This is a genomic window from Streptomyces sp. AC558_RSS880 (assembly GCF_019049255.1).
Lineage (GTDB): Bacteria > Actinomycetota > Actinomycetes > Streptomycetales > Streptomycetaceae > Streptomyces.
In genome coordinates, this window is record NZ_JAGMUJ010000013.1 from 81,506 (window position 1) to 107,305 (window position 25,800).

Annotated in this window: 18 protein-coding genes and 1 riboswitch; of the genes, 7 read left to right on the top strand and 11 right to left on the bottom strand. The window is 73.6% G+C overall.

Annotation, left to right across the window (positions count from 1 at the left end; genetic code table 11):
* Positions 1–68: 68 nt before the first annotated feature.
* Positions 69–818 (top strand): ALF repeat-containing protein, encoded by a 750-nt coding sequence (locus KUM38_RS05175; RefSeq protein WP_217128080.1) that lies wholly within the window; start codon positions 69–71, stop codon positions 816–818.
* Positions 819–868: 50 nt separating this feature from the next.
* Here the strand turns inward: KUM38_RS05175 and purH are convergent, their stop codons facing one another.
* Both purH and purN read right to left on the bottom strand, forming a co-directional pair.
* Positions 869–2,431 carry a bifunctional phosphoribosylaminoimidazolecarboxamide formyltransferase/IMP cyclohydrolase gene (gene purH, locus KUM38_RS05180; protein ID WP_217128081.1) on the bottom strand — a complete coding sequence of 521 codons (1,563 nt, stop codon included), beginning with the start codon at positions 2,429–2,431 and terminating at the stop codon, positions 869–871.
* On the bottom strand, positions 2,428–3,066 hold the full coding sequence (gene purN, locus KUM38_RS05185) for a phosphoribosylglycinamide formyltransferase (RefSeq protein ID WP_217128082.1): 639 nt from the start codon (positions 3,064–3,066) through the stop codon (positions 2,428–2,430). Before purN ends, purH begins: the two co-directional genes overlap by 4 nt.
* Positions 3,067–3,439: 373 nt before the next feature.
* Between purN and KUM38_RS05190 the strand changes: the two genes are divergently transcribed.
* Positions 3,440–4,207, top strand: coding sequence for a hypothetical protein (locus KUM38_RS05190; protein ID WP_217128083.1), 768 nt, complete (start codon positions 3,440–3,442; stop codon positions 4,205–4,207).
* A 9-nt stretch (positions 4,208–4,216) separates the two neighbouring features.
* Here the strand turns inward: KUM38_RS05190 and KUM38_RS05195 are convergent, their stop codons facing one another.
* The gene (locus KUM38_RS05195) at positions 4,217–5,773 is read right to left on the bottom strand and encodes a DUF6350 family protein (protein ID WP_217128084.1); all 1,557 of its coding nucleotides are present in this window, start codon (positions 5,771–5,773) and stop codon (positions 4,217–4,219) included.
* Between the two features lie 96 nt (positions 5,774–5,869).
* Between KUM38_RS05195 and KUM38_RS05200 the strand changes: the two genes are divergently transcribed.
* Complete coding sequence (locus KUM38_RS05200; protein ID WP_217128085.1) at positions 5,870–7,021, top strand: helix-turn-helix domain-containing protein; 1,152 nt, start codon at positions 5,870–5,872, stop codon at positions 7,019–7,021.
* A gap of 153 nt (positions 7,022–7,174) precedes the next feature.
* Here the strand turns inward: KUM38_RS05200 and sucD are convergent, their stop codons facing one another.
* The 6 genes from sucD to KUM38_RS05230 form a co-directional block, all read right to left on the bottom strand.
* Positions 7,175–8,059, bottom strand: a complete 885-nt coding sequence (sucD, locus tag KUM38_RS05205) for a succinate--CoA ligase subunit alpha (protein WP_030829714.1) — start codon at positions 8,057–8,059, stop codon at positions 7,175–7,177.
* Positions 8,060–8,080: 21 nt separating this feature from the next.
* The gene (gene sucC / locus KUM38_RS05210; protein WP_145867657.1) at positions 8,081–9,262 is read right to left on the bottom strand and encodes an ADP-forming succinate--CoA ligase subunit beta; all 1,182 of its coding nucleotides are present in this window, start codon (positions 9,260–9,262) and stop codon (positions 8,081–8,083) included.
* A gap of 609 nt (positions 9,263–9,871) precedes the next feature.
* Positions 9,872–10,870: a hypothetical protein gene (locus KUM38_RS05215; protein WP_217128086.1), complete on the bottom strand. Its 999-nt coding sequence runs from the start codon at positions 10,868–10,870 to the stop codon at positions 9,872–9,874.
* A 171-nt stretch (positions 10,871–11,041) separates the two neighbouring features.
* Positions 11,042–12,223 carry a VWA domain-containing protein gene (locus KUM38_RS05220; RefSeq protein WP_217128087.1) on the bottom strand — a complete coding sequence of 394 codons (1,182 nt, stop codon included), beginning with the start codon at positions 12,221–12,223 and terminating at the stop codon, positions 11,042–11,044.
* Positions 12,220–14,553 (bottom strand): DUF5682 family protein, encoded by a 2,334-nt coding sequence (locus KUM38_RS05225; protein ID WP_217128088.1) that lies wholly within the window; start codon positions 14,551–14,553, stop codon positions 12,220–12,222. The genes KUM38_RS05220 and KUM38_RS05225 overlap by 4 nt, the downstream gene beginning before the upstream one ends.
* Before the next feature lie 44 nt (positions 14,554–14,597).
* A complete protein-coding gene (locus KUM38_RS05230) occupies positions 14,598–15,755 on the bottom strand; it encodes an AAA family ATPase (RefSeq protein ID WP_217128089.1) in 1,158 nt (385 codons plus the stop codon).
* A 132-nt stretch (positions 15,756–15,887) separates the two neighbouring features.
* Between KUM38_RS05230 and KUM38_RS05235 the strand changes: the two genes are divergently transcribed.
* Both KUM38_RS05235 and KUM38_RS05240 read left to right on the top strand, forming a co-directional pair.
* Positions 15,888–17,240, top strand: coding sequence for an SWIM zinc finger family protein (locus KUM38_RS05235; protein ID WP_217128090.1), 1,353 nt, complete (start codon positions 15,888–15,890; stop codon positions 17,238–17,240).
* A 112-nt stretch (positions 17,241–17,352) separates the two neighbouring features.
* Positions 17,353–18,981, top strand: a complete 1,629-nt coding sequence (locus KUM38_RS05240; protein WP_217128091.1) for a DUF5691 domain-containing protein — start codon at positions 17,353–17,355, stop codon at positions 18,979–18,981.
* A 290-nt stretch (positions 18,982–19,271) separates the two neighbouring features.
* Here KUM38_RS05240 and KUM38_RS05245 read toward each other — a convergent pair whose 3' ends face one another.
* The gene (locus tag KUM38_RS05245) at positions 19,272–19,688 is read right to left on the bottom strand and encodes a cobalamin B12-binding domain-containing protein (RefSeq protein WP_217128092.1); all 417 of its coding nucleotides are present in this window, start codon (positions 19,686–19,688) and stop codon (positions 19,272–19,274) included.
* Between the two features lie 413 nt (positions 19,689–20,101).
* Between KUM38_RS05245 and KUM38_RS05250 the strand changes: the two genes are divergently transcribed.
* Both KUM38_RS05250 and KUM38_RS05255 read left to right on the top strand, forming a co-directional pair.
* On the top strand, positions 20,102–20,968 hold the full coding sequence (locus KUM38_RS05250; RefSeq protein WP_217128093.1) for a triacylglycerol lipase: 867 nt from the start codon (positions 20,102–20,104) through the stop codon (positions 20,966–20,968).
* A 369-nt stretch (positions 20,969–21,337) separates the two neighbouring features.
* The gene (locus KUM38_RS05255; RefSeq protein ID WP_254396728.1) at positions 21,338–22,831 is read left to right on the top strand and encodes a M23 family metallopeptidase; all 1,494 of its coding nucleotides are present in this window, start codon (positions 21,338–21,340) and stop codon (positions 22,829–22,831) included.
* Between the two features lie 34 nt (positions 22,832–22,865).
* On the opposite strand, the gene pcrA is transcribed toward KUM38_RS05255, so the two are convergent.
* Complete coding sequence (gene pcrA / locus KUM38_RS05260; protein WP_217128095.1) at positions 22,866–25,382, bottom strand: DNA helicase PcrA; 2,517 nt, start codon at positions 25,380–25,382, stop codon at positions 22,866–22,868.
* Between the two features lie 255 nt (positions 25,383–25,637).
* Positions 25,638–25,795: riboswitch (cyclic di-AMP (ydaO/yuaA leader) on the top strand.
* The last annotated feature ends 5 nt before the right edge of the window (positions 25,796–25,800 follow it).

Consider the following 25,800-nt stretch of genomic DNA (forward strand, 5'->3'; position numbering starts at 1 on the left):
TGAAAGGATGTTCGGGACGGCAGTCGCCGTCTTCCGTGAAAGCCCTTACCGAACAGGCAGGTTCACGTATGAGACTGACCCGCGGTGTTCTGGCGGTGGCCGCCACTGCGCTCACGCCGGCCCTCCTTCTCACCGGTCCGGCGTTCGCCGCGGACTCGGCGCCGGCTCCCGTCGCCGTCACGGCGTCGGCCGCCACGGACGACCCCGGCACGCCGGTGGACGAGATGTCGGAGGAGGAGCTGCGCGTCGCCATCCTGACGATCCTCGGCAAGCCCTACGCCGGGAAGCGCGTCACCCGGGAGGCCAACGCGGCCCTGGACGGCACCGTGGAGGACATGCGGACGTTCCTGGAGACCGGCTACCGGCTCGCCCAGTACGAGGACGACCGGGTCGCCGTCTTCACCATCCTCGGCAAGCCCTACGCCGGAAAGCGCGTCAAGCAGGAGATCTACGAACTCCTCGACGCACCCACCCCGGAGAAGCTCCGCACCTGGCTGGAGACCGGCTACCGTCTCGCGCAGTACGAGGACGACCGCGTCGCCGTCTTCACCATCCTCGGCAAGCCCTACGCCGGAAAGCGCGTCAAGCAGGAGATCTACGAACTCCTCGACGCACCCACCCCGGAGAAGCTCCGCACCTGGCTGGAGACCGGCTACCGCCTCGCCCAGGCCGAGGACGACCGCGTCGCCGTCGCGCGCATGCTGGCCGACCCGGACATCAGCGACGCGCTCCGCGCCGCGGCCGAGGAGGTCATCGACGGTACGCCCGAGGAGCTACGGTACTTCCTGGAGACCGGCCAGTACGAGGTGGACCAGTAGGACACCCCTCCGCCCGGCCGCCCATGTGAGCGGCCGGGCGGACGAAGGCGTCAGTGGAAGAAGTGGCGCGTGCCCGTGAAGTACATCGTCACGCCCGCCTTCTTCGCGGCCTCGACGACCAGCTCGTCGCGGACCGAACCGCCGGGCTGGACCACGGCCTTCACCCCGGCCTCGGTGAGGATCTCCAGGCCGTCGGGGAACGGGAAGAACGCGTCCGAGGCGGCGTACGAACCGGCCGCCCGCTCGGCGCCCGCGCGCTCCACCGCCAGCTTCGCGGAGTCGACGCGGTTGACCTGGCCCATGCCGACGCCGACGGAGGCGCCGTCCTTGGCGAGCAGGATCGCGTTGGACTTCACCGCGCGGCAGGCCTTCCACGCGAAGGCGAGGTCGGCCAGCTCCGCCCCGGTCAGGGCCTCGCCGGTGGCGAGGGTCCAGGTGGCCGGGTCGTCGCCCTCGGCCTGGAGGCGGTCGGTGACCTGGAGGAGCGCGCCGCCGTCGATCGGCTTGACCTCGACCGGGGCGGACGGGGCCTCGGGGGCGCGCAGCACGCGGATGTTCTTCTTCTTGGTGAGGGCCTCGAGGGCGCCGTCCTCGTAGTCCGGCGCGACGATGACCTCGGTGAAGATCTCGGCGACCTGCTCCGCCATCTCCTTGGAGACCGGGCGGTTGACCGCGATCACACCGCCGAACGCGGACAGCGGGTCGCAGGCGTGCGCCTTGCGGTGCGCCTCGGCGACGTCCGCGCCCACCGCGATGCCGCACGGGTTGGCGTGCTTGATGATCGCGACGGCGGGCGCCTCGTGGTCGTACGCGGCACGGAGGGCGGCGTCCGTGTCCGTGTAGTTGTTGTACGACATCTCCTTGCCGTGCAACTGCTCCGCCTCGGCGAGACCGCCCGTGCCGGAGACGTACAGGGCGGCGGGCTGGTGCGGGTTCTCGCCGTAGCGGAGGGTGTTCTTGCGTTCCCAGGTGGCGCCGAGGAAGTCGGGGAACCGCGTGTCGTCCACGGGGGCGTACTCGGAGGCGAACCAGGAGGCGACCGCCACGTCGTAGGCGGCCGTGTGCTGGAAGGCCTCCGCGGCGAGCCGCTTGCGGGCGGCGAGGTCGAAGCCGCCGTCCTCGACCGCGGTGAGGACGTCCGCGTACCGCGCCGGGCTGGTGACGACGGCGACCGACGGGTGGTTCTTGGCGGCGGCGCGCACCATGGACGGGCCGCCGATGTCGATCTGCTCCACGCACTCGTCGGGCGTCGCGCCGGAGGCGACGGTCTCCCGGAACGGGTAGAGGTTGACGACGACGAGGTCGAACGGCTCCACGCCCAGCTCGGTGAGCTGGTTGCGGTGGTCCTCCAGGCGCAGGTCGGCGAGGATGCCGGCGTGGACCTTCGGGTGCAGGGTCTTGACGCGGCCGTCCAGGCACTCGGGGAAGCCGGTGAGCTCCTCGACCTTGGTGACGGGGACGCCCGCGGCGGCGATCCTCCCGGCGGTGGACCCGGTGGAGACGAGCTCCACGCCGGCCTCGTGCAGCCCGCGCGCGAGGTCCTCGAGGCCGGTCTTGTCGTAGACGGAGACGAGCGCCCGTCGGATGGCCCGCTTGTTGCTCTCGGCGGTCACTGGATAACTACCTTTCGTCCCTCAATGCGATAGCCGTTGCGGGCGAGGAGCCCCACGACCTCGACGAGCAGCCTTCGCTCGACTTCCTTGATGCGCTCGTGCAGAGCGCTCTCGTCGTCCTCGTCCCGGACCTCCACCACGCCCTGCGCGATGATCGGCCCGGTGTCGACGCCGTCGTCGACGAAGTGGACGGTGCAGCCGGTGACCTTGGCGCCGTACGCGAGCGCGTCCCGTACGCCGTGGGCCCCGGGGAAACTGGGCAGCAGGGCGGGGTGGGTGTTGACGAACCGCCCGCCGAAGCGCGCGAGGAACTCCTTCCCCACGATCTTCATGAACCCGGCGGACACCACCAGGTCGGGCTCGTGGGCGGCGACGGCCTCGGCGAGCGCCGCGTCCCACTCCTCGCGGGTGGCGTGGTCCTTGACCTTGCAGACGAAGGTCGGCAGCCCGGCGCGCTCGGCGCGGGCCAGTCCCTCGATGCCCTCGCGGTCGGCGCCGACGGCCACGATCTCGGCCCCGTACGCCTCGGCGCCGACGGCGGCGATCTCGTCGAGGAGCGCCTGGAGGTTGGTGCCGGATCCGGAGACCAGCACGACGAGACGCCTGGCGCGCTCGGCCACGGGCTTGGCGGCCACGGTGGGGCCCTTTCTCGGGGAGCGTCCGTGCGGTCGGCGGCACAGCGCTTTGTGTATTCGTACGAATGCTTCGGGTCCCCGGATACGGGGAAGCCTACGAAGCGGCCGACCGTCAGCAACGATACCGGCACACCGGGCGGCCCCCACGGGACGGGGGCGTGGCCGGAAGGTAGCGTCTGGGAAGAGCCGGTCCTGGAACGCCGGGGCGCGTGGGAACGCGAACCGTGCACCGGGCGTTCACAGGATGACGGACCCGGGCCGCGGAGAGCCGACGGGAACGCACCGGTTCACCAGCCCAGTCGTAGTCAATACGTCGTGCGAGGCGGTCGCGCCGGACCACGCCGTGCTTCATTAAGGGGAAGACGCTCACTTGATGCCGGACCGCAGCCTGCGACTTCTCACGTTCCCCCAGCAGTCCGCCCGGGGAGGGGAGCGGGGCGCCGTGCTGCTGCGGGAGCGCCCCGCCTCGCCGCCCGACGCCCCCCAGGGCGACGACGGACGCCGTGGGGCCCAGGGCTCCCAGGAGTCACAGGACGACAACCCGTTCGCGCCGCCGCCGGAAGGGGCTCCCGACCGGCCCTGGCAGCCGAGGCACCCGTCCGGCGAGGAGGGCGACGGCCGCTCCTCCTGGGGCCGGAACTGGAGCGACCGGCAGCCCGGCCGCTCCCCCGGCGGTTTCGGCGAGCGTCCGCGCGGCCCCGAGGGGCAGGGCGGCGGCGGCTCTCAAGGGCCCGGTATGCGCTGGGACCCCACGGACCCGGCCCAGCGCCGGGCGCGGTACGCCCTGCTGTCCGGTATGTGGGCCTTCTTCTTCGGCCTCTTCAGCTGGCCGTACGTCGCACTGCTGCTGGGCGCGCTCGCCCTGTACTGGGGCATCAGCGCCCTGCGCGCCAAGCCCCGTGCGCAGGACCCGGACGCCCCGGCGCCCGAGCCGAAGGGCCGCCCGCAGACCACGGCCGCGGTGAGCGGAGTGGTCACGGGGTCGCTGGCGCTCGCCCTGGTCGCCGCGTCCTTCACGGCCCAGCTGGTCTACAGCGACTACTACACCTGCACCAACGACGCCCTCACCCAGGAGGCCCGCCAGTCCTGCGGCGACCTCCTCCCGGAGCAGCTGCGCGACCTCCTGGGCACGACCGACTGACCTCCGTGCTCACTCCCGGGGGCCAGACGGGGGGTCCTCCTCTCCGGGCGCGGTGACCGCGTCCCGCACGCCGAACGGCATGTCCCAGTCCCACAGGCCGGACACGGAGTCCCGGGTGCGGTGGGACGGGTACGGCTCGTCGGGGTCGTCGCGCGGGGGTGGCGGGGCCGGCCGGCGGCGTACGGGCGGCGCCGGCCTCGCCTCCTTCGGAGCACGGCGGTTCCGTGGTGCCCCGGGCCCCGGGAGCCGGTTCCCGGGGTCGCCTCCGGGCGGGCGGCGGCGCCAGGCGCGTACCGCCAGTGACGCGGGGACCGCCACCAGCGCGAGCCATGCCAGTGCCGCGGCTCCCACCTGCCATCCCACCGGGCCGAACCGGGCGAGCGCGGCCGCCCCCAGCGGCCCGCCCGCGAGCGCGGCGAGCACGGACAGCAGGGCCGCGCACAGCACGGCCGCCAGTCCCGCCGCCCCGACGGTCCGGCCGCGGGTCCAGGCCGGGGCCGGCGCCGGTCCACTCCTCGCGGCGCCCCGTCCCACGAACCACCCCACCACCAGTCCGGCCGTCACCGGCAGCGCCGCCGCCGCCCAGTTCGGCGCGGTCCCCGCTCCCACGTCCGGCACCGCCGCGAGCAGCGGGAACGGCGGCAACGGCGGGGCGGGCGGGGAGGACAGCGGAGTCACCTGGGTGCCGGTGCCGAGGAGGAAGCCGGGGCCGAGGGCGTACGCCGCCGCCCACACCGCGGCGTTCGGCGCCAGCGTGACGCAGAGCAGCAGCACCGCCAGCCATCCCGACCAGCCCTCCGTCAGCCGCAGGAACCCCTGCCCGGTCTCCCCGGCGTGCCATCCCAGCGACACCGCGAACAGCAGCGCCCCGCCGCCGGCCAGCACCGTCACCCCGGCCACCGCCGCCCGCACCGCGACCCCGGGACGACCGTCCGGTCCGAGGACCAGATGGCGTGCGCCCCTGGGCAGCACCGCGCCCAGCACCCGCTCCAGCGGTCCGCTCGGACGGCCGTACGCCGTCCACACCCCCGCCCCCGCGGCCAGTCCGGCGACCAGCGGCACGCACACCGCGGTCCCCCACGCCGGCCGCAGCCCACCGCCCGCGCAGGAGAGCGCGGCGGGCACGCCGACGGCGAGGTAGCCGAGGAGGACGCCCGCCCACGCCGTACGGCCGGGGACGAGCGGGGCCTTGCCTCCCGCGCCGCCCTCCGCCACGTCACGGGCCGCCCGGTGCAGCAGCCACACCGGCAGCGCGAGCAGCAGCAGGGGCGGGACGCCCACGGGCGCGGGGACACCGGACAGCGTGTCCATGCGGACCAGTTCGGTGCCGTGCGCCAGCAGCCACAGCGCCGCCGCGACGCGCAGGGCGCCGCCGGGCCCGCTGTCGGGGTAGGGCGAGCTGACCCACAGCAGGATCACGAGCACGGCGAACACCCCGAGCCCCAGTCCGGCCGCGAGGGCGCCGCCGAGGAGGCCGGGGGCGAGCCCTGGCGAGCGGTCGCGCACGCGGGTGAGCAGGGTGGCCGGCGTCGTACGGCGAGCGGTCATCTGGATCACGTCCGCCATGCTCCCAACGACACGCGCTTTCCCGTTGTAACGGGCAAAAAACGGCTGTGTCGCTCAATATACGTTTATGTACTTTTCTGGACGGAGGGGCTCCCCGTGACACGGAGCCCCACCACCCCGCTCCCCCCACCCGGTGAACGCCGGCGCCTGCGTGAGACGGCCTCGCTGACGCGTCCTCAGCTCGCGAAACGCGTGGGCGTCCGGCCCGGGACGGTACGTGCGTGGGAGTCCGGCCGCAGCACACCCCACGGCCGGAACCGGGAGGCGTACGCGAAGCTGCTGGCCGACCTGGCGGAAGGGACCGCCGACGCGGGGACGCCGGAGTCCGTGCCCGTCCGTCGGGAGAAGGAGGTCACAGCGGTGGTGACGGTGTGTCTGGACAAGCCGGGCGGCGACGGCCGTCCCGAAGCGTTCGCGCAGGCACCCTCGCCGGCCTCCGCCTCCTTCCCGGACCTCACGCCCGCTCAGGCCTTCGACGCCCTGTACTCCTTCTGCGCCCCCGCCCTCGTCCGGCAGGCCTACCTGCTCACCGGCCGCCGCACGCTCGCCCGCGAGTCCGTGGAGCGGGCCTTCCAGCTGGCCTGGGACCGCTGGCCCGAGGTGGCCCGGGACCCGGACCCGGCCGGCTGGGTGCGCGCGGCGGCGTACGAGTGGGCGCTCTCCCCGTGGCACCGGTTCCGCCGCCGCCACCGGCAGCCCGAACCGCCGCCCCCGGAGGAGGACGACCGGGCGCTCCTGGAGGTGCTGCTGCGCCTCCCGCCGCCGTACCGCCGCACGCTCCTGCTGTACGACGGGCTCGGCCTCGGTCTGCCCGAGACGGCGGCGGAGACGGAGGCCAGCACCCGGGCGACGGCCGGCCGGCTGACGTACGCGCGCGAGACCGTCGCCGCCCGGCTCCCGGACCTGTCGGACCCGCGGGAGCTGCACCGGCGGCTGGCCGAGCTGGCCTCCGCCGGGCGGCTGCGGGCGGCCGAGCCGCCGGTGGTGCGCGGCGGCAGCGAGCGCCGGGCCCGGTTCTGGACCCGGGCCGCCGTCGCGTTCACGGTCGCGCTGATCGGCACCACGGCACTCACCCTGCGCACGGCCCCGACCCGCTACGAGCCACCCGTGCCACCGGGCGAGACGGTGCGGGGCGTTCCGCCGCGGGTGGCGCCCGGTCCCTTGTCGGAGGAGGAGCGGGAGCTGCGCACCCGGCTGCGGAAGGAGCTGCCGCGAGGGCCGGAGCGGCTGGCGCCGCAGGCGCGGTAGCCGGGGCGCGACAGCCTAGGCGTGACAGCCGGGGTGCGGCAGCCAAGGACAGAAACGACGGTGGGCCCGTCCCCCACTGCGGGGAACGGGCCCACCCGTACGGTGTCGCTCGGTGTCGCTCGGTGTCGCTCGGTGCCGCTCTGCGCCGCCGGCTCAGCCGGCGAGGATGGCGCGCGCCAGCTTCGCCGTCTCGGTCGGGGTCTTGCCGACCTTGACGCCGGCGGCCTCGAGGGCCTCCTTCTTCGCGGCGGCCGTGCCGGAGGAACCGGAGACGATGGCGCCGGCGTGGCCCATGGTCTTGCCCTCGGGCGCGGTGAAGCCCGCGACGTAGCCGACGACCGGCTTCTTCACGTTCTCCTTGATGAACGCCGCGGCCCGCTCCTCGGCGTCGCCGCCGATCTCACCGATCATCACGATCAGGTCGGTGTCGGGGTCGGCCTCGAACGCGGCGAGCGCGTCGATGTGCGTGGTGCCGATGACCGGGTCGCCGCCGATGCCCACGGCCGAGGAGAAGCCGATGTCACGCAGCTCGTACATCATCTGGTACGTCAGCGTGCCGGACTTCGAGACCAGGCCGATGCGGCCCGGCTTGGTGATGTCGCCCGGGATGATGCCGGCGTTCGACTGACCGGGGGTGATCAGACCCGGGCAGTTCGGGCCGATGATCCGGGTCTTGTCGCCCTTCTCCACGGCGTACGCGTAGAACGCGGCGGAGTCGTGCACCGCGATGCCCTCGGTGATGACGACCGCGAGCGGGATCTCGGCGTCGATGGCCTCGACCACGGCGGCCTTGGCGAAGGCCGGCGGGACGAAGAGCACGGACACGTTCGCGCCCGTCTTCTCCATCGCCTCGGCGACCGTGCCGAAGACCGGGATCTCGTTGCCGTCGATGTCGACGGACGTGCCGGCCTTGCGCGGGTTCACGCCACCGACGATGTTCGTGCCGTCGGCCAGCATGAGCTTGGTGTGCTTCATGCCCGTGGCACCGGTCATGCCCTGGACGATGACCTTGCTGTCCTTGTTGAGGAAGATAGCCATGGCTGTGTAGTCCCTCGTCCCTTACTTCGCAGCAGCCGCGAGCTCGGCGGCCTTGTCGGCCGCGCCGTCCATGGTGTCCACGCGCTGCACCAGCGGGTGGTTGGCGTCGGAGAGGATCTTGCGACCCAGCTCGGCGTTGTTGCCGTCCAGGCGGACGACCAGCGGCTTGGTGACTTCCTCACCGCGGTCCGCGAGCAGCTGCAGCGCCTGCACGATGCCGTTGGCGACCTCGTCGCAGGCGGTGATGCCGCCGAAGACGTTGACGAAGACGGACTTGACGTCCGGGTCGCCGAGGATGATCTCCAGGCCGTTCGCCATGACGGCGGCGGAGGCGCCACCACCGATGTCGAGGAAGTTGGCGGGCTTGACGCCGCCGTGCGCCTCACCGGCGTAGGCGACGACGTCCAGGGTGCTCATGACGAGACCCGCGCCGTTGCCGATGATGCCGACCTCGCCGTCGAGCTTGACGTAGTTGAGGTTCTTCTCCTTGGCGGCCGCCTCGAGCGGGTTGGCCGAGGCCTTGTCCTGGAGGGCCTCGTGCTCCGGCTGACGGAACTCGGCGTTCTCGTCCAGGGAGACCTTGCCGTCCAGGGCGATGACGTCACCGGAGGCGACCTTGGCCAGCGGGTTGACCTCGACGAGGAGCGCGTCCTCGGCGACGAAGGTCTTCCACAGGGTGACCAGGATGTCGGCGACCTTGTCGGCGACCTCGGCCGGGAAGTTCGCGGCCTCGACGATCTCGCGGGCCTTGGCGGGGGTCACACCCTCGTTGGCGTCGATCGGGGTCTTGGCGACGGCCTCGGGGCGGGTGGCCGCCACCTCCTCGATCTCCATGCCGCCCTCGACGGAGGCGATGGAGAGGAAGGTGCGGTTGGCACGGTCGAGGAGGAAGGAGACGTAGTACTCCTCCAGGATCTCCGGGGCCGTCTCGGCGATCATCACCTTGTGGACCGTGTGGCCCTTGATGTCCATGCCGAGGATGTCCGTCGCGCGGGCGACGGCCTCGTCCGGGGTCGCGGCGAGCTTGACGCCACCGGCCTTGCCGCGGCCGCCGACCTTCACCTGGGCCTTGACGACGGACTTGCCACCGAGCCGCTCGGTGGCTGCGCGGGCCGCCTCAGGCGTGTCGATGACTTCACCGGCCAGCACCGGTACATCGTGCTTGGCGAAGAGGTCCCTCGCCTGGTACTCGAACAGGTCCACGCGCTTCCGTCCCTATCAGTGATCTCGCGGTTCGTTGGATGCGTGGGCGTGCCGCGAAGGGCAACGTGACGTCCGCTGTGTCACAAGGGAGGCGCACACGGTGTCCGAGCGCGCGGCATGTCCGTCTCGCAGGTTATCGCCGCTGGGGGGACCTCTCTAAATCGCGGGTCACACGTGAGCGGTGATACCTGTCACATGATGCCTCCATCTCTGGCACGGCGTGCCGTACGTGAGGGGCCTCACCGGGCTGGGGTTGGCCCGGTGAGGCCCTGTCGAACAGCCCGGAGGGGCGGTGAACACCCTGTTCTCCGGGATGCGGGGTGACCGGGTCCCCACCCCAATGGGGGCCGGTCGCCCCTCCACGAGGTTCCGGACGGACGGACCGACGGCTTTCGGCTGTCCGGGTCCTGATGCCCCGCGGAGTCCTTTGCCACCTGTGAGTCAGGTACGGGTGGGGGCGCGGGCGCGTGCGGCCGGACCGGTGTGTGGGGTCCGCGGCTGTGAGGGGTCCGCGGCGGCTTCGCTTCCGCCGGGACACGAAGGTGCCCGGACGGGCAGGCCGCCGCGCCGCCCTCGCGCGCACGTGTCCGCGGCGAGGGGGGGGTGCCCCTAAGCGGGCGAGACCGGGACGTCCCGGTACGGGTCCCGCGTACCGGCCGCCTCGGCGCGCACGGTGTCGCCGGGTACGAGCCGGAGCGGCGGCCGGTGATGCGCGGTGACGGCGCACGCGTCACCGTGCCGCGGCGCGCCGTGGTCCGCGGCCGGGCGGTTGCCCGTCGTGCCGTCCGACTGACCGGCGGGACCGCCGGGAGTGCCGGGAGTGCCGGGAGCGTGCGGTGCGGGGGCCGAGCCGGCGTCCACGACGTGTACGGCGTCCTGCGCGGGCCGGTGTCCCCGGTCCGCGTGGGGCGCGCGGTCGGCACGGATGAGCTCCGGGCCGTGGGCTCCGGGGCCCGTGGTCCGCTCCGGGGTCCCGGACGGTCTGTCCGGCCCCTTCGGCTCGTCCGGGGTGTCCTGCCCGGGCGTGCCGGACGACGGTGTCGAGGTGCCCGGCTGCGGGGCGGGCGCGCTCGGCTCGGGGAGCGTCTGCTCCGGCGCGTCGGGCAGGTGCGGGAGCCCCGGCAGCGGCGCGGGCCGCTCCGGGCCGGGGAGGGCGGGCAGGGCGGGCAGGCCGGGGAGCGCGGGCAGGGCGGGCAGCGTGGGCAGGGCCGGGAGTTGTCCCGGCGTCGCCTCGTCCAGCCGGCCGGTCACCGTGCCGACCAGGTCCCCGACCGGCCGTACGATCCGCTCGTCCACGGACCGGACCACCGTCTCGGTCAGCGGGCGGATCGGATCGGCCACGTCCGGGCGCGGCACGGTGAGGGTCTCGACGACCGGCGCGGGGCCGTTCGGGTCGGGCGCGGTGCCCGAGCCGGTCGACACCGAGGACCTGATGGTGGAGGGGGTCCGCTCGACCGGCCCGCCGTCCGCCGCCCGCGCCCGCTCCCCGCACAGCACGCCGAGCACGAACACCGCGCCCACCAGCAGCGCCAACAGGACCGCACGCCGCCCCGCCACCGTGCGCATCGCGCGCAGAGCGGCACCGGGCAAGGCTGCTGACCGGATCAAGAGGGGCTGATCCTCCCGGACGACGGTACGGCTGGACGGCTGGACGGCTGGAGACGCTTCACGGGTCCTTCATCGAACGGCGCCGATCCTTGCACGCGACTCCCGAGGTCGCGCAAGCCCTCCGTTACCGATGGGTACTCATGTCCGTTTTCACCGGCCCGAGTCCGCTCCTCATGCCGTGTCCGGTATCGGCAACGGCCGCTTCTCGATCGCCGCCGCCATCACCTCCGGGAACAGATCGGGTGTGCAGGCGAACGCCGGTGCGCCCAGCGCGGCGAGCGCCGCCGCGTGCTCCCTGTCGTACGCGGGCGCCCCCTCGTCGGACAGCGCGAGCAGCGTCACGAACTGCACGCCCGACGCCTTCATCGCCGCCACCCGCTTGAGCATCTCGTCGCGTATCCCCCCTTCGTAGAGGTCGCTGATCAGCACGACCACCGTCTCCGCCGGCCGGGTGATCCGCGCCTGGCAGTACGCCAGCGCCCGGTTGATGTCCGTACCGCCGCCGAGTCGGGTGCCGAAGAGGACGTCGACGGGGTCGTCGAGCTGGTCGGTGAGGTCGACGACCGCCGTGTCGAAGACGACAAGCCGGGTGTCGACCGACCGCATGGAGGCGAGCACCGCCCCGAACACCGACGCGTACACGACGGACGCCGCCATCGATCCGGACTGGTCGACGCAGAGGACGACCTCCTTCTTCACCGACCGCGAGGCACGCCCGTGGCCGATGAGCCGCTCGGGCACGACCGTCCGGTGCTCCGGGAGGTAGTGCTTGAGGTTGGCCGCGATCGTGCGGTTCCAGTCGATGTCGTGGTGGCGTGGCCGGCTGACGCGGGCGCTGCGGTCGAGGGCGCCGGTGAGGGTGGCCCGGGTGCGGGTGGCGAGCCTCTTCTCCAGGTCCTCGACGACCTTGCGCACGACCGCCCGTGCCGTCTCCTTCGTCGTCTCCGGCATCGCCTTGTCGAGCGACAGCAGCGTGCCGACGAGGTGGACGTCGGCCTCGACGGCCTCCAGCATCTCCGGTTCCAGCAGGAGCGTGGCGAGGCCCAGCCGGTCGATGGCGTCGCGCTGCATGACCTGGACGACGGAGGAGGGGAAATAGGTCCGGATGTCCCCGAGCCAGCGGGCCACCGACGGTGCCGACGCACCGAGCCCCGCCGAACGGTCCCGGCCCGCCTGCGGTGTGTCCCCCTTGCCGTAGAGCGCGGCGAGCGCCCCGTCCATCGCGGCGTCCTGCCCGGACAGCGCGCGTCCGGTCCCGTCGGCCGTGTCACCGCCGAGCACGAGCCGCCAGCGCCGCAGCCGCTCCTGCGCCGGGTCCGTCGTCGTGGCCGCCTCGCTCTGTGTGTCCCTCATCCCGTCACCCCCGCCAGTCCGTCGCGCGCTTCCTCGTCCTCCCCGTCCTCCCCGTCCAGCCCGAGCAGCAGCCGCAGGACCGGCAGCACGGCGTCCGCGCGGGCGGTGTCGGGGTCGGGGGCGAAGCCGGGGACGCCGGACACCGCGGCCGCCGTGCCGCCGCGTGCCCCCGGTCCGCGCCGGACCAGTTCACCGAGGGTGCGCCGCACCCCCGGCTCGTACGCCGAGAACGTCCGCCGCAGCAGCGGCAGTACGTCCGTGAACGCCTCCGCCGGTACGCCCGTCAGCCACGCGTCGACCAGCCCGAGCAGCCGCTCGTCGTGGACCAGGAGCAGTCCGCCGCCCGAGCCGCCGACGAAGCCCTCGATCCACGCGGCCGCGTCCGCCGGCGGCGTGCCCGGTGACAGCACGAGCCCCATGAGCCGTGCCGCCTCGTCCTGCGGCAGCTCCCCGTCGTCCAGCAGCAGCCGCACGGACCGCCCCCGTATGACGCCGGGCACGGTGTCCCGTGCGGACAGGGTCCGCAGCACCGACTGCCAGCGGGCGCGCAGCTTCCCGTGGCCCGGCGCGGGGGCGTCGCCGAGGAGGCCCACCGCGCCGTGCACCGCGTCGACGTGGCGCCGCATCTCGTCGGCGGCGTCCGCGTCCAGGGCGGCGCAGGCCGGGGGCAGTCCGACGAAGACCCGCTCGGCGAGCCCGGCGGCGACCTCGGCCAGCGCCGCGGTGTCGGTGCCGCGCACGTCGCCGTAGCGCAGTGAGCGGACCAGGGCGGGCAGCGCCTGGGCGAGGTGGCCGACGTCGGTGTCGAGGGCCGCGCGGTCGGTGAGGACCCGCATCACCGTGGGCAGCGCCTCGGGCAGGGAGGCGAGCAGGCAGCGCTCGGCGAGCCCGGTGACCTCGGCGAGCCCCCGCGCGCCGACGGCGTCCGCCTCCGCCCTGGCGGTCGCGGCGGCGAGTACGGTCGTCCCCCAGACCCCGGCCTCGGCGACCCGCACGGACAGCTCGGGCTCCCAGCGCAGCCGCCAGGTCTCCCGGAAGGTCCCCGTGCCGCCGCGTGCGGCGGCCGGCTCTCCCCAGCCGATGCCGAGCAGCCGCAGCCGGTGCAGCAGTCTGCCGCGCTCCGCGTCGGTCTCCTTGCGCAGGTCGAGCTCCAGCTCCCGCTCCCCGGCCTCGGGTTTCAGCCGCAGCCGGCGCTGGATCCGCGCGAGGTCCCGCTGCAGCGGGACGGCGGGTGCCGTCGCCGGCACCTCCCCGAGCACGTCGCCGACGACCAGCCGGTCGTGCACCAGTGCCAGCGGCACGTCGGAGCCCTCGCACATCACCGCCCGTACGGCGTCGGTCGTCTCGCTCAGGCCGGGCAGCGGGCGTCCGCGGAGCGCCGCGAGGGTCTCCGCCAGCCGTACGGCCTCGATGACGTGCGCGGAGGAGACGGTCCGGTCCTCGGCCCGCAGCAGCCCGGCCACCTTGGTCAGCCACCGCTCGACCGGCCGGTCCGGGGCGCCGAACAGATGCCCGTACCAGCCCGGGGAGTCGATGCCCGCGCCGTAGCCGCTCGTCCGGGAGAGCCTGCGGTGGGTCCAGGGCACCCAGGTCATGTCCGTCTTCACCTTGGGCAGCCCCTTCAGCAGGGCACGGTCGGCGGCGACGGTGGCCTTGTGCCGCAGCGCCGGCACGTGCCAGGCCCCGCAGACCACGGCCACGCCGTCCTCGAACTCCCGCCGCGCCGTCCGGACCTGCAGCCGCATGTGCGCCTCGCGCACGAGGTCCCGCCGGTGCCCCCCGCTTCCGTACTCCTCCCGCAGCGCGGTCATGGCCTCCTCGAGCGCGGTGAACGGCGCGACCGCGTCCCCCTCGCCCACGCCCCGGTGCTCGACGACGTCCTCCCACCACCGCTCCGCGTCGTCGTACCCGGCGGCTTCGGCGAGCATCCCCAGGGGGTCGACCCGCACGTCGTCGCCCGCGCCGGGCCCGGGGTCCTCGTCGTCCTCCCAGGCCAGGGTGTGCGCGGCCGGCAGGTCGATGAAACGGGCCGGGACCTCGTGCTCCAGCGCCCAGCGGAGCGCTACCCACTCCGGGGAGAACTCGGCCAGCGGCCAGAAGGCCGAGCGGCCGGGCTCGTCCACCGCGTGGGCGAGCAGCGCGACGGGCGGCCGCATGTCCTTCTCGGCGGCGAGCGGGACCAGCGCGTCCGCCTCCGGCGGGCCCTCGATCAGCACGGCAGCCGGCCGGGCCTCCTCCAGTACCGCCCGCACCGCCCGCGCGGACCCCGGCCCGTGATGCCGCACGCCGAGCAGCAGCGGCCCCGCGGTGTCCGCCTTCCTGCCGTTCATCTGAGTCCTTTCGTGGGTGCCCCGCCTTCGGACGGGGGAGGAAATCAACCGCTGACCTCCCGGCAGGCCCGGTAGAAGTCCTTCCAGCCGTCGCGCTCGCGGACCACGGTCTCCAGGTACTCCCGCCAGACGACACGGTCCGCCGCCGGGTCGCGGACGACCGCGCCGAGGATGCCCGCGGCGACGTCCCCGGCCCGCAGCACGCCGTCGCCGAAGTGGGCGGCCAGCGCCAGCCCGCCCGTGACGACGGAGATCGCCTCGGCCGTCGACAGCGTGCCGCTGGGCGACTTGAGCTTCGTCCTGCCGTCGGTGGTGACCCCGTCGCGCAGCTCGCGGAAGACGGTGACGACCCGGCGGATCTCGTCGATGCCGTCGGGCACGGCCGGCAGGTCGAGGGAGCGGCCGATCTGGTCGACCCGGCGCGAGACGATGTCGACCTCCGCCTCCGGGGTCTCCGGCAGCGGCAGCACCACGGTGTTGAAGCGGCGGCGCAGGGCGCTGGACAGGTCGTTGATCCCCCGGTCGCGGTCGTTGGCCGTGGCGATCAGGTTGAAGCCGCGGACCGCCTGCACCTCCTGGCCCAGCTCCGGTATCGGCAGCGTCTTCTCCGACAGGATGGTGATCAGCGTGTCCTGGACGTCGGCCGGGATGCGGGTCAGCTCCTCGACGCGGGCCGTCATGCCCTCCGCCATGGCCCGCATCACCGGGCTGGGCACGAGGGCGTCGCGGCTGGGGCCGTGGGCGAGCAGCCGGGCGTAGTTCCAGCCGTAGCGGATGGCCTCCTCCGGGGTGCCGGCCGTGCCCTGCACGAGCAGGGTGGAGTCGCCGCTGACCGCGGCGGCCAGGTGCTCGGAGACCCAGGTCTTCGCGGTGCCGGGCACGCCGAGCAGGAGCAGGGCGCGGTCGGTGGCGAGGGTGGTCACCGCGACCTCGACGATGCGGCGCGGGCCGATGTACTTCGGCGTGACGACCGTGCCGTCCGGCAGCGTGCCGCCGAGCAGGTAGGTGGCGACGGCCCACGGCGACAGCCGCCAGCGGGCGGGTCGGGGACGGTCGTCCTGCGCCGCCAGCGCGGCGAGTTCGGCGGCGAAGGCGTCCTCGGCGTGCGGTCGCAGCGCCCGCGTCTCCGCCGTCGTCGTGTCCGCGGGCGCGGAGCCGTCCCGGCTCGGGTCGACGGACGTCGGTTCAACAGAGACAGGCATGGTTGAGTCCTCCTCCAGCTCGGCCGGTTCGGATCTGTCACCAACCGTGCACCACACCACTGACAATCGCTCTGACCTGCACGAACGCCTTCGCCAGGGCGATTGTCAGTGCCGGGATCTAGTTTCGGTGGCATGACTGAGCAGGGGGTGCGCTGGACCGCGGACCAGGTGCTGGCACTGGCGCCTGACGCCGCGTCACGCACGGCGGGAAGCAAACTCGGCGCGGCCGGTCCGTGGTCCGGGGCCGGCAGTTCGGGCGAGGGGACGGTGTGGGGTCTGTGCGAGGGCAGTGGGAGCACTCCGTACCGGACGGTCGTCGACGTCGCGGACGTCTCCGGGCCCGCGTACCACTGCAGCTGCCCGAGCCGTAAGTTCCCGTGCAAGCACGCGCTCGGCCTGCTGCTGCTCTGGTCGGGCGGGGACGGGGCGGTGCCGCGGGGGGAGGCGCCCGAGTGGGCCGAGCAGTGGATCGCGGGCCGGCGCGGGCGCGCGGGACAGGAGCGGGCCGAGGGCCCCTCGAGCTCCTCGGGTTCCGCCGGCCCGGAGGCGGCGCGGCGCAGGGCGGAGCGCCGGGCCGAGCGGGTGACGGCGGGCGCGGTGGAGCTGGAGCAGCGCCTGGCGGATCTGCTCCGCGGCGGCCTGGCGGCGGCCGAGCAGTCGGGGTACGGGCTGTGGGAGGAGACGGCGGCCCGCATGGTCGACGCCCAGGCGCCGGGGCTGGCCGCCCGGGTGCGGGAGCTGGGGGCGCTCGCGGGCACCGGGCCGGGCGGGCCGGTGCGGCTGCTGGAGGAGTGCGCGCTGCTCCACCTCCTCGGCCGGGGCTGGCTGCGCCGGGAGCGGCTGCCGGAGGGCCTGGCCGCGACGGTCCGTTCCCGCATCGGCCTGCCCGCGTCGGCGGACGGCCCGGCGATACGGGACCGCTGGCTGGTCCTCGCCCAGTACGACACGGCGGACAGCCGTCTGACGACCCGCCGCGTCTGGCTGTACGGCACGGACTCGGGGCGCACGGCGCTGCTCCTCTCCTACGGGGCGGCGGGCCGCGCCCCGGAGCTGGCGCTGCCGGTCGGGCTGGCCCTCGACGCGGAGCTGTCCGCGTACCCGGGCGCGGGGCAGCCGCGGATGGCCCTGGGTGAGCGGTTCGCGCCGCCCGCCCCGACGGACGTACGGCCGCCGGGGACGACGACGACCCGGGCGGCCGCCGGCTACGGCGAGGCGCTGCGCGACGACCCCTGGCTGGACTCGGTCCCGGTGACGCTGGACCGGGTGGTACCGGCTCCGGACGGTGACGGCTGGCAGCTGGCCGACGCCGACGAGGACGCGGCCCTGCCGCTCACGCCGGCCGCGCGGTCCCGCCCCGGTCTGTGGCGTCTGGTCGCCCTGTCGGGCGGCGCCCCGGTCAGGGTCTTCGGCGAGTGCGGCCACCAGGGATTCACTCCATTGGCGGCATGGCCGGAGGGGCCCGGTGAGGCGGTGCCGCTGTGCTGAGCGGTGCACTCGTCCCCGTTCCCGTCCACCCCAGGAATCTTTCGGACATCACTGGACACTCGGTGCGCATGAGTCTTCGACCGTGCCGGGACGCCCGTCGGAAAGGAAGCTCATGAGCAGGACGACCACCACCGTGGGCGCCTCCCTCCCGGACTCCTGGGAGGAGCTGGTGACCGCGGCCCTGCTGGGCACGGACCGGCGCACCCCGGCGGGCTCCGCGCCCGGGCCGGGCGCGCCGTCGGCCCTGCTGGACGCGGCGGCCGTGGCGACCGTACGGCGACGCGCCGGGCTGCGGCCGGCACGGGCCGCGGAGCGTCCGCGGCCGGCCCCCGCGGACCCGCGTCCTCCGCTCCCGTCCGCCGCCGCGCGCCGGCTCACGATGCTGCTCGCCGACCGTCCCGGCGCCTTCGGCGGTGGCCGCCGGGGCACGGCTCCGGACCTCATGGAGCTGCTGCCCCAGTGGCTGGCGGCGGCGAACGCCCGCGGTTTCGCGGCACCCCCGGCCGCGCTGCCCGCCCTGCTCGACGCCGCGCGGGGACGGACCGACCTGCGTCCGGCGGCACTGCGGTTCGCGGGGCCGCGCGCCCTGTGGCTGGCCCGGTTCAACCCGGACTGGCGGTTCGCCCTGCGTTCCACACCGGGCGGGGGCACGTCCGTGCCCCGCCTCCACGACACGGAGGGCATACGGCGGCTCTGGCAGGAGGGCCTCTTCGCCGAACGGGTCGCCCTCCTCACCGCCCTGCGCTCCCGCAGGCCGGCCACCGCGAGGGAACTCCTCTCGGCGAGCTGGGCGACGGAGCGGGCGGAGGACCGCCTGATGTTCCTGGACTCGCTGCGCACCGGACTCGGCCCGGACGACGAGCCGTTCCTCGAGCAGGCCCTGGCCGACCGCAGCCGCAACGTACGGGCGACGGCGGCGGAGCTGCTGTCGGCACTGCCCGGCTCGGCGCTGGCGGAACGCATGGCGGTCCGGGCCGGGGCGTGTGTGGCCGTCGACCGTACGCGGGACACACCGACGATCGTCGTCGAGGCGCCGCACGAATGCGACGCGGCCATGGAACGTGACGGCGTGGTGGCCAGGGCTCCGGCTGGCCGGGGCGAACGGTCCTGGTGGCTCGGCCAGTTGGTGGAGGCGGCACCCCTGGGCAGCTGGTCGCGGCGGCTCGGCGGGCGCACGCCGCGGGAGATAGTGGCGCTGCCGGTGGCGGACGACTGGCAGGGCGAACTGCACGCGGCCTGGTGCCGGGCGGCGGTACGACAGCGCGACGCGGCGTGGTCCCGGGCGCTGCTCGGAGAGCCCTCCGCGCCGGAGGCGGGCGGCCCGGGGGCGGTGTCCCTGGCCGAACGCGCCAAGCTGCTCGGCACGCTGGACGCCGCCGAACGGGCCGAGTGGGTGGCCGGGTTCATCGAGACGCACGGCCTGTCCGAGGCGTTCCAGCTGCTCGGGGTGTGTGCCGTGCCCTGGGCCGCGCCGGTCGGGCGGGCGGTGGTCGACGCGCTCAACATCGCGCGTGACGCAGGGAGTTATCCATGGAGTTTCAGCGGAGTCATGGGCCTGGCCGAACGCTGCCTCGACCCGTCCGAGGCCGGCCGCCTCGACGCGCTCCTGGCGGTACCGGACGAGCCGGAGAACGCGTCGCCCGGAGCCGGCGGCTACTGGTCGGAGGCCTTCCAGCGCCTGGTCACCACCCTGCGCCTGCGCGCGGCCATGCTGACCGAACTGACGCCGGCCGCCCCCTGACCGTCCGGGACGGCCACGAGACCGTCCCCGCTCGCGTCTCCGCGGGCAGCCGCACCACGTCGACTGCGGGCAGTCGTGCCGCTGGGGCGGTGGGGGTCCCCCCGCTCGAGCGGAGCCGAGAGTGGGGGAAGGTGGGCGATGGGGGTCCTCCCGCTCGAGCGGAGCCGGGAGTGGGGGAGGCGCCCCGCAAACGCCGGGCGGCGTGCCCCACCCCCGCCCCGCACCGATTCCGGGGCGCCGGGGCCGGGGCCCCGGCCCAGCCGCGACACGCGAGGCGCCACAAAGCCGCCCTACGCCTCCGCAGGCTGCCGCACGTTCGCCCGCACCCAGTCCACGATGGACGCCGTGGTCGCGCCCGGGGTGAAGATCTCCGCGACGCCCTTCTCCTTCAGCGGAGCGATGTCCGCCTCGGGGATGATCCCGCCGCCGAAGACCAGGATGTCCGCCGCGTCCCGCTGCTGGAGCAGTTCGATGACGGCCGCGAAGAGCGTGTTGTGCGCCCCGGAGAGGATGGACAGACCGATCGCGTCGGCGTCCTCCTGGATCGCGGTGTCGACGATCTGCTCGGGGGTCTGGTGAAGCCCGGTGTAGATCACCTCCATACCGGCGTCGCGCAGCGCCCGCGCGATCACCTTGGCCCCGCGATCGTGGCCGTCGAGCCCCGGCTTGGCCACCACCACGCGGATCGGACCGGCTGCCACACCCATCACTGCCTCCATGAAGCGACTACATCCATCCGTACCGACAAGTACCGCACACATCCGTCGTGCCGTACACATCGCTCGGGCACCCCGGCCCGAACCGGCCGGAGAAGTGAACGAACGTTATCTCCAGCATCCCGCAACCGGCAGTTTCACGGTGCACAGCGAGGGGCAAATCACACGGAGGGACACGTTCACCGCGCAGCGTTCCCGGGCTCCGGGCCCCGCACACCGCGTGCCCGTGCACCACTCGGGCAACGGTGGGAACATGCGCACAAGGGATCCGCACCGAGGCCGCCGCACCGCCGCGCCCCCTCCACGCATCGCACGCGCGCACCGTCGACCGCTCTCGTAGCGATTTCCCATGAGGGCACACGGAGGACAGGGCTGTCCTTCCGCGTGCCGACAGGAGGTCGGCCATGAAGGTCACCGAGGCAGCTCTTCCCTTCCTGCCGCTCTGTCGGCGTCTTCTGCCGACCCGATTGGCGGATCTCTCCCTGGCCCTGCTGAAGGCGACCGCCCTGGAGCTGGCGATCCTGGCGGGCCACCTCCTGCTCTATCCCGCCGGCATCGTCCAGGAGCGCCGGGGTGCGAGCCCCGCGCTGCCCACCCCGGGCGGCGCCGCGCAGCTGCCGGCGGAGGCCAAGCCCCCGGTGGTGCTGCTGCACGGCTTCATCGACAACCGGTCGGTCTTCGTCCTGCTGCGCCGCAGCCTCGCCCAGCACGGCAGGCAGCAGATCGAGTCGCTCAACTACTCGCCGCTGACCTGCGACATCCGCATCGCGGCCGAACTGCTCGGCCGACACATAGAGCAGGTGTGCGAACGCACGGGCAGCCGGCGGGTCGACGTGGTCGGGCACAGCCTCGGCGGGCTCATCGCGCGGTACTACGTGCAGCGCCTGGGCGGTGACGCCCGCGTGCGGACGCTCGTCACGCTCGGCACCCCGCACTCCGGCACCCGCGTCGCGCCGCTGGCCAACGCGCACCCCATCGTGCGCCAGATGCGCCCCGGCTCGCCGGTGCTCGAGGAGCTCACTCAGCCCGCACCGGGCTGTCGTACGCACTTCGTCGCCTTCTGGAGCGACCTCGACCACATCATGGACCCGCTGGAGTCGGCGTGCATCGAGCACCCCGACCTGACGACGATGAACGTACGGGTGAGCGGCGTGGGCCATCTCGCCCTGCCCGTGCACCCCGCCGTGGCGACCCGCATACGGCAGGCCCTGGACACGGCGCTTCCCGGGGAGCCGTCCACCGGCCGCCCGGAAGGCCTGACCGTGGCCTGACAGCCGGCCGGGCCCGGCCACCCCGCCGCGCGGAGGTGACGCGCGGCAGTGACGCGACACGCCCGGCACCGGCGCCGCGAGACAGCCGGGACCGCGCGCCCCTCGCCCACAATCCGAACAACGACGGTCCGGAACGGCCCACTTACCGCCGCCGACCCCTCCACCACTTCGAACAAACCTCGAACAAAAAGCCAAGACCGCGCCCGTCGTCCGCCAAAAGACGACCGATTGCCCGTTTCCTGCGCGCGCGAAACCTGCGGAAGATTGTCGTGCCCGCGTACCGCCGGGTACAGTCGCCGCACTGCTCTGGCAGCCCCTGTTGTCGAGGCGAAAGAGAAGTTGGTGAACGACCGTCACCCGTCGGGGACCATGGACCCGACTCCGGCTTCCGATGCCGCCTCGGCGCCCTACGCGTCGTACGGCACCCAGGAGGCCCAGTACGGCGACCTCACCACGTACGGCGAGTACGACGCCACCGGTTTTGCCGCCACCCACTTCGGGACCGGCGGCCACACCACCGGAACCTTCGCCGCCGACCCCCTCTTCGGCGACCTCCCCGGCGGCGGCCACGACACGGGCGCGTACGAGACCGGGCACTGGCCCGCGGGCGGTCACGACACCGGGCAGTACGACACGTACGCGGCCCCGTACCCGTCCGCGTACGACACCGGCGGCTACGACGCGACCGCCTGGGGCACCGGCCATCACCCGATGACGGTGATCCCGCCGCAGGCCACCCCGCTGGAGACCAGCGGGCAGTGGGACGCCGGTGAGTGGCTCCAGCCCGATCAGGCCGGGAACCCCGCCGACCGGACCCAGCAGTGGGACTGGGGCACGCAGACCTTCGACAGCGGTGTCCACGACGCCACCCAGTGGAACTCCGACGGCGGCGACACCACCGCCCCGGAGTCCGCGTCCGATTCCCCTGAACCGCAGGCCGAGTCCTACGAGCACCAGGCCGAGCCCTACGAGCCGCAGGCCGAGTCGTTCGGCCAGGAGCCCTACGAGGCTCCCGCCGCCGACGAGCCGGCCGACACCGGTGAACTGCCCGCGGTGCACCTGCTCGAGGAGCAGGAGGAGACCGTTCCCGCCCCGGCGCCGCGCGCGGCCTCGCGCTCCGGGTCCCGTTCCCGCCGCCGTACGCCCGCCAAGCGCTCCGCGCTGCTGACGGTGGCCGTGCCCTCGGCGTGCGTGATGGGCGTCGCCGGCATCGCCGCGGCCTCGGTCGGCGATCTGACCGACGACGGCGGCCAGGAGACGGCCACGACCGCGGCGGACGTCCAGCCGGTGAAACCGTCCGCCGCCAACATCAAGCTGGACACCCAGCTGGAGAGCCTCGCCGCCGGCGCCGACGACTTCGCCGACCGGGCCAGCCGCACCCAGGAGCGCATCGACCTCAAGGCGCAGCAGGCGGCCGAGCGCAGGGCGGCCGCGGAAGAGGCGGCCCGCAAGGAACGGCTGCGCCCGAAGTTCGCGCTCCCTGTCGTGCAGCACGGACTCAGCGCCTACTACGGCCAGTCCGGCATCAACTGGATGTCCGTCCACTCCGGCATCGACTTCCCCGTCTCGTACGGCGCGAAGGTCATGGCCGCGACCGACGGCACGGTGCGCACGCAGTACAACTCCGCCTACGGCAACATGATGATCGTGACCGCGATGGACGGCACGGAGACGTGGTACTGCCACCTCTCCAGCTACCAGGTCGCCTCCGGTACGACCGTGAAGGCCGGCGACACGATCGCGTTCTCCGGGAACTCCGGCAACTCGACCGGCCCGCATCTGCACTTCGAGGTGCGCCCCGGCGGCGGCTCGGCGATCGACCCGCTCGCCTGGTTCCGCAGCCACGGCCTCGACCCGTCGTAAGGGCCGTCCCCCCGACGGGTCGCGGCCCGCGCCGCTACAGCTTCTCCACCGGCGCGTACCGCAGCAGCAGCCGCTTGGGCTTGGTGTCCCCGAAGTCGATCGTCGCCTCCGTGTTCGCGCCCGTGCCCTTCACCGCGACCACGGTGCCGAGGCCGAACTGGTCGTGCGTGACCCGGTCCCCGACCGCCAGTGACACCACGGACTTCTCCTCCGTCCGCCGGGTGGCGAAACCGGAGGCGCCCGACGCCGACGAGCGGGAACGGGACGACGACAGCGAGGCCGCCACTCCCGACGCCGGACCGGACGACACGGGCGAACTCGCCCCCGTCCGCTTCCACTCCAGGTGGGCGGCCGGGATCTCCTCCAGGAAGCGCGAGGGCGGGTTGTACGACGGCTGGCCCCACGCGCTGCGCAGCGTCGACCGGGTCAGGTACAACCGCTCCCGCGCGCGCGTGATGCCGACGTACGCCAGCCGCCGCTCCTCCTCCAGCTCCTTGGTCTGGCCCAGGGCGCGCATGTGCGGGAAGACGCCGTCCTCCATGCCGGTGAGGAAGACGACCGGGAACTCCAGGCCCTTGGCGGTGTGCAGGGTCATCAGGGTGATGACGCCGGAGCCGTCCTCGTCCTCGTCGGGGATCTGGTCGGAGTCGGCGACCAGGGCGACCTGTTCCAGGAAGTCGGACAGCGCGACCGACTCGCCCTCGCCGCGCTCCTGCTCGAACTCCAGGGCGACGGCCGCGAGTTCCTGGAGGTTCTCGATCCGGGTCTCGTCCTGCGGGTCGGTGGACGCCTGCAACTCGGCGAGGTAGCCGGTGCGTTCCAGGATCGCCTCCAGGACCGTCGCCGGGCCCGCCCCGGACTCGACGACCGTACGGAGGTCCTCCATCAGCGTGTTGAACCGCTTCACCGCGTTCGACGACCGCGCGGCCATGCCGTACGCCTCGTCGACGCGCTTCAGCGCCTGCGGGAAGCTGATCCTCTCGCGCTGGGCGAGGGCGTCGATCATGGCCTCCGCGCGGTCGCCGATGCCCCGCTTGGGCACGTTGAGGATGCGGCGCAGCGGCACCGAGTCCTCGGGGTTGGCGAGCACCCGCAGATAGGCCAGGACGTCCCGGACCTCCTTGCGCTCGTAGAAGCGGACGCCGCCGACGACCTTGTAGGGCAGGCCGACGCGGATGAAGATCTCCTCGAAGACGCGGGACTGGGCGTTGGTCCGGTAGAAGACGGCGACGTCGCCCGCCTTCGCCTCGCCCGCGTCGGTGAGGCGGTCTATCTCGTCGGCGACGAACTGGGCCTCGTCGTGCTCGGTGTCCGCGACGTACCCGGTGATCCGCGCGCCCGCGCCGGCGTTGGTCCACAGGTTCTTGGGACGGCGGGACTCGTTGCGCTCGATGACGGCGTTGGCCGCGCTCAGGATGGTCTGCGTGGAGCGGTAGTTCTGCTCCAGCAGGATCGTCGTCGCGTCCGGGTAGTCCTCCTCGAACTGGAGGATGTTGCGGATCGTCGCGCCGCGGAAGGCGTAGATCGACTGGTCGGCGTCACCCACCACGCACAGCTCGGCGGGCGGGACCTCGGCCCCGGCCGGGGCGTCGGCGGGGTGCTCGGAGGTGCCGACGAGCTCACGCACCAGGGCGTACTGGGCGTGGTTGGTGTCCTGGTACTCGTCGACCATGACGTGCCGGAAGCGGCGGCGGTAGTGCTCGGCGACGTCCGGGAAGGCGCGGAGCAGATTGACCGTCGTCATGATCAGGTCGTCGAAGTCAAGGGCGTTGGCTTCCCGCAGCCGCGACTGGTAGAGGGCATACGCCTGCGCGAGGGTCTTCTCGAAACCGTCGGCGGCCCGGGCGGCGAAGTCCTCCTCGTCGATCAGCTCGTTCTTCAGGTTGCTGATCTTGGCGCTGAAGGACTTCGGCGGGAAGCGCTTGGGGTCGAGGTCCAGGTCGCGGCAGACCAGGGCCATCAGACGCTTGGAGTCGGCGGCGTCGTAGATCGAGAACGACGAGGTGAAGCCGAGCCTCTTGCTCTCGCGGCGCAGGATGCGCACGCACGCGCTGTGGAACGTCATGACCCACATGGCGCCCGCGCGCGGGCCGACGAGCTGCTCGACGCGCTCCTTCATCTCGCCCGCGGCCTTGTTGGTGAAGGTGATCGCGAGGATCTGGCCCGGGTGGACGTGCCGCTCGGCCAGCAGGTGGGCGATGCGGTGGGTGAGCACGCGGGTCTTGCCGGAGCCGGCACCGGCCACGATGAGCAGCGGGGAGCCGGAGTGCACGACGGCGGCGCGCTGGTTGTCGTTCAGCCCTTCGAGGAGCGCGGCGGCGTCGATCACCGGGCGCGGGGCGCCGTCGCGGTAGTACCCTCCCCCACTCTCGGCTTCGCTCGAGCGGGGGGACCCCCATCGGTCCGGCGGCACGTCGAACTTCCCGCCGAACAGGTCGTCCGGGATCTGCTCCGGTACGTGCTCGTCCTCGGGCGGCGGCGGGGGCTCGTCCGCGGGGCCCTGCTGGGCCTGGAGGTCCGCCAGGAAGCTGTCGTCAAAGAGGCTGCTCATCGCTCTCCGAGTCTAGGGCGCTCCACCGACAACCCGGGGCCACCCCGGGAACATCCCCGGATTCCGGCGGCCGGCACAGGGCACGCACCCTCCAGAACCATCACCTCACCCTGCGTGACCCCGCGCGTAAGGTCACGAAAATGTATCGGTCATATCGCCCATCAACCTTCACAGGGGCCACACCAGTTGGCTACGGTGCGGGCGGGCCGTACGACCCCCACCGGCGAACCTCGCCGGGCCGCGCGGCCTCCGCCGAGTCCGTCCCTGCCGATCGCGGCAGCCGGAGCCGGGGACCCACCGAGACCTTGGGGTGAATCGGCCCACTCCCTCGCGGAGCGGCCGTAGGGCAACCCTTCCGAAACACCCGCCCGAACCCGACAGCTAACCCGGTAGGCGGAGCACTGGAAGGAGTCGCCTC

Bases quoted from the DNA above. Each gene is read 5' to 3' on its own strand.
- KUM38_RS05245 (WP_217128092.1), bottom strand. From the start codon at position 19,688: ATGGGTGTGGCAGCCGGTCCGATCCGCGTGGTGGTGGCCAAGCCGGGG.
- KUM38_RS05190 (WP_217128083.1), top strand. From the start codon at position 3,440: ATGCCGGACCGCAGCCTGCGACTTCTCACGTTCCCCCAGCAGTCCGCC.
- KUM38_RS05250 (WP_217128093.1), top strand. From the start codon at position 20,102: ATGAAGGTCACCGAGGCAGCTCTTCCCTTCCTGCCGCTCTGTCGGCGT.
- KUM38_RS05255 (WP_254396728.1), top strand. From the start codon at position 21,338: ATGGACCCGACTCCGGCTTCCGATGCCGCCTCGGCGCCCTACGCGTCG.
- KUM38_RS05175 (WP_217128080.1), top strand. From the start codon at position 69: ATGAGACTGACCCGCGGTGTTCTGGCGGTGGCCGCCACTGCGCTCACG.
- KUM38_RS05230 (WP_217128089.1), bottom strand. From the start codon at position 15,755: ATGCCTGTCTCTGTTGAACCGACGTCCGTCGACCCGAGCCGGGACGGC.
- pcrA (WP_217128095.1), bottom strand. From the start codon at position 25,382: ATGAGCAGCCTCTTTGACGACAGCTTCCTGGCGGACCTCCAGGCCCAG.
- KUM38_RS05240 (WP_217128091.1), top strand. From the start codon at position 17,353: ATGAGCAGGACGACCACCACCGTGGGCGCCTCCCTCCCGGACTCCTGG.
- KUM38_RS05235 (WP_217128090.1), top strand. From the start codon at position 15,888: ATGACTGAGCAGGGGGTGCGCTGGACCGCGGACCAGGTGCTGGCACTG.
- KUM38_RS05225 (WP_217128088.1), bottom strand. From the start codon at position 14,553: ATGAACGGCAGGAAGGCGGACACCGCGGGGCCGCTGCTGCTCGGCGTG.
- KUM38_RS05220 (WP_217128087.1), bottom strand. From the start codon at position 12,223: ATGAGGGACACACAGAGCGAGGCGGCCACGACGACGGACCCGGCGCAG.
- sucD (WP_030829714.1), bottom strand. From the start codon at position 8,059: ATGGCTATCTTCCTCAACAAGGACAGCAAGGTCATCGTCCAGGGCATG.
- KUM38_RS05195 (WP_217128084.1), bottom strand. From the start codon at position 5,773: ATGGCGGACGTGATCCAGATGACCGCTCGCCGTACGACGCCGGCCACC.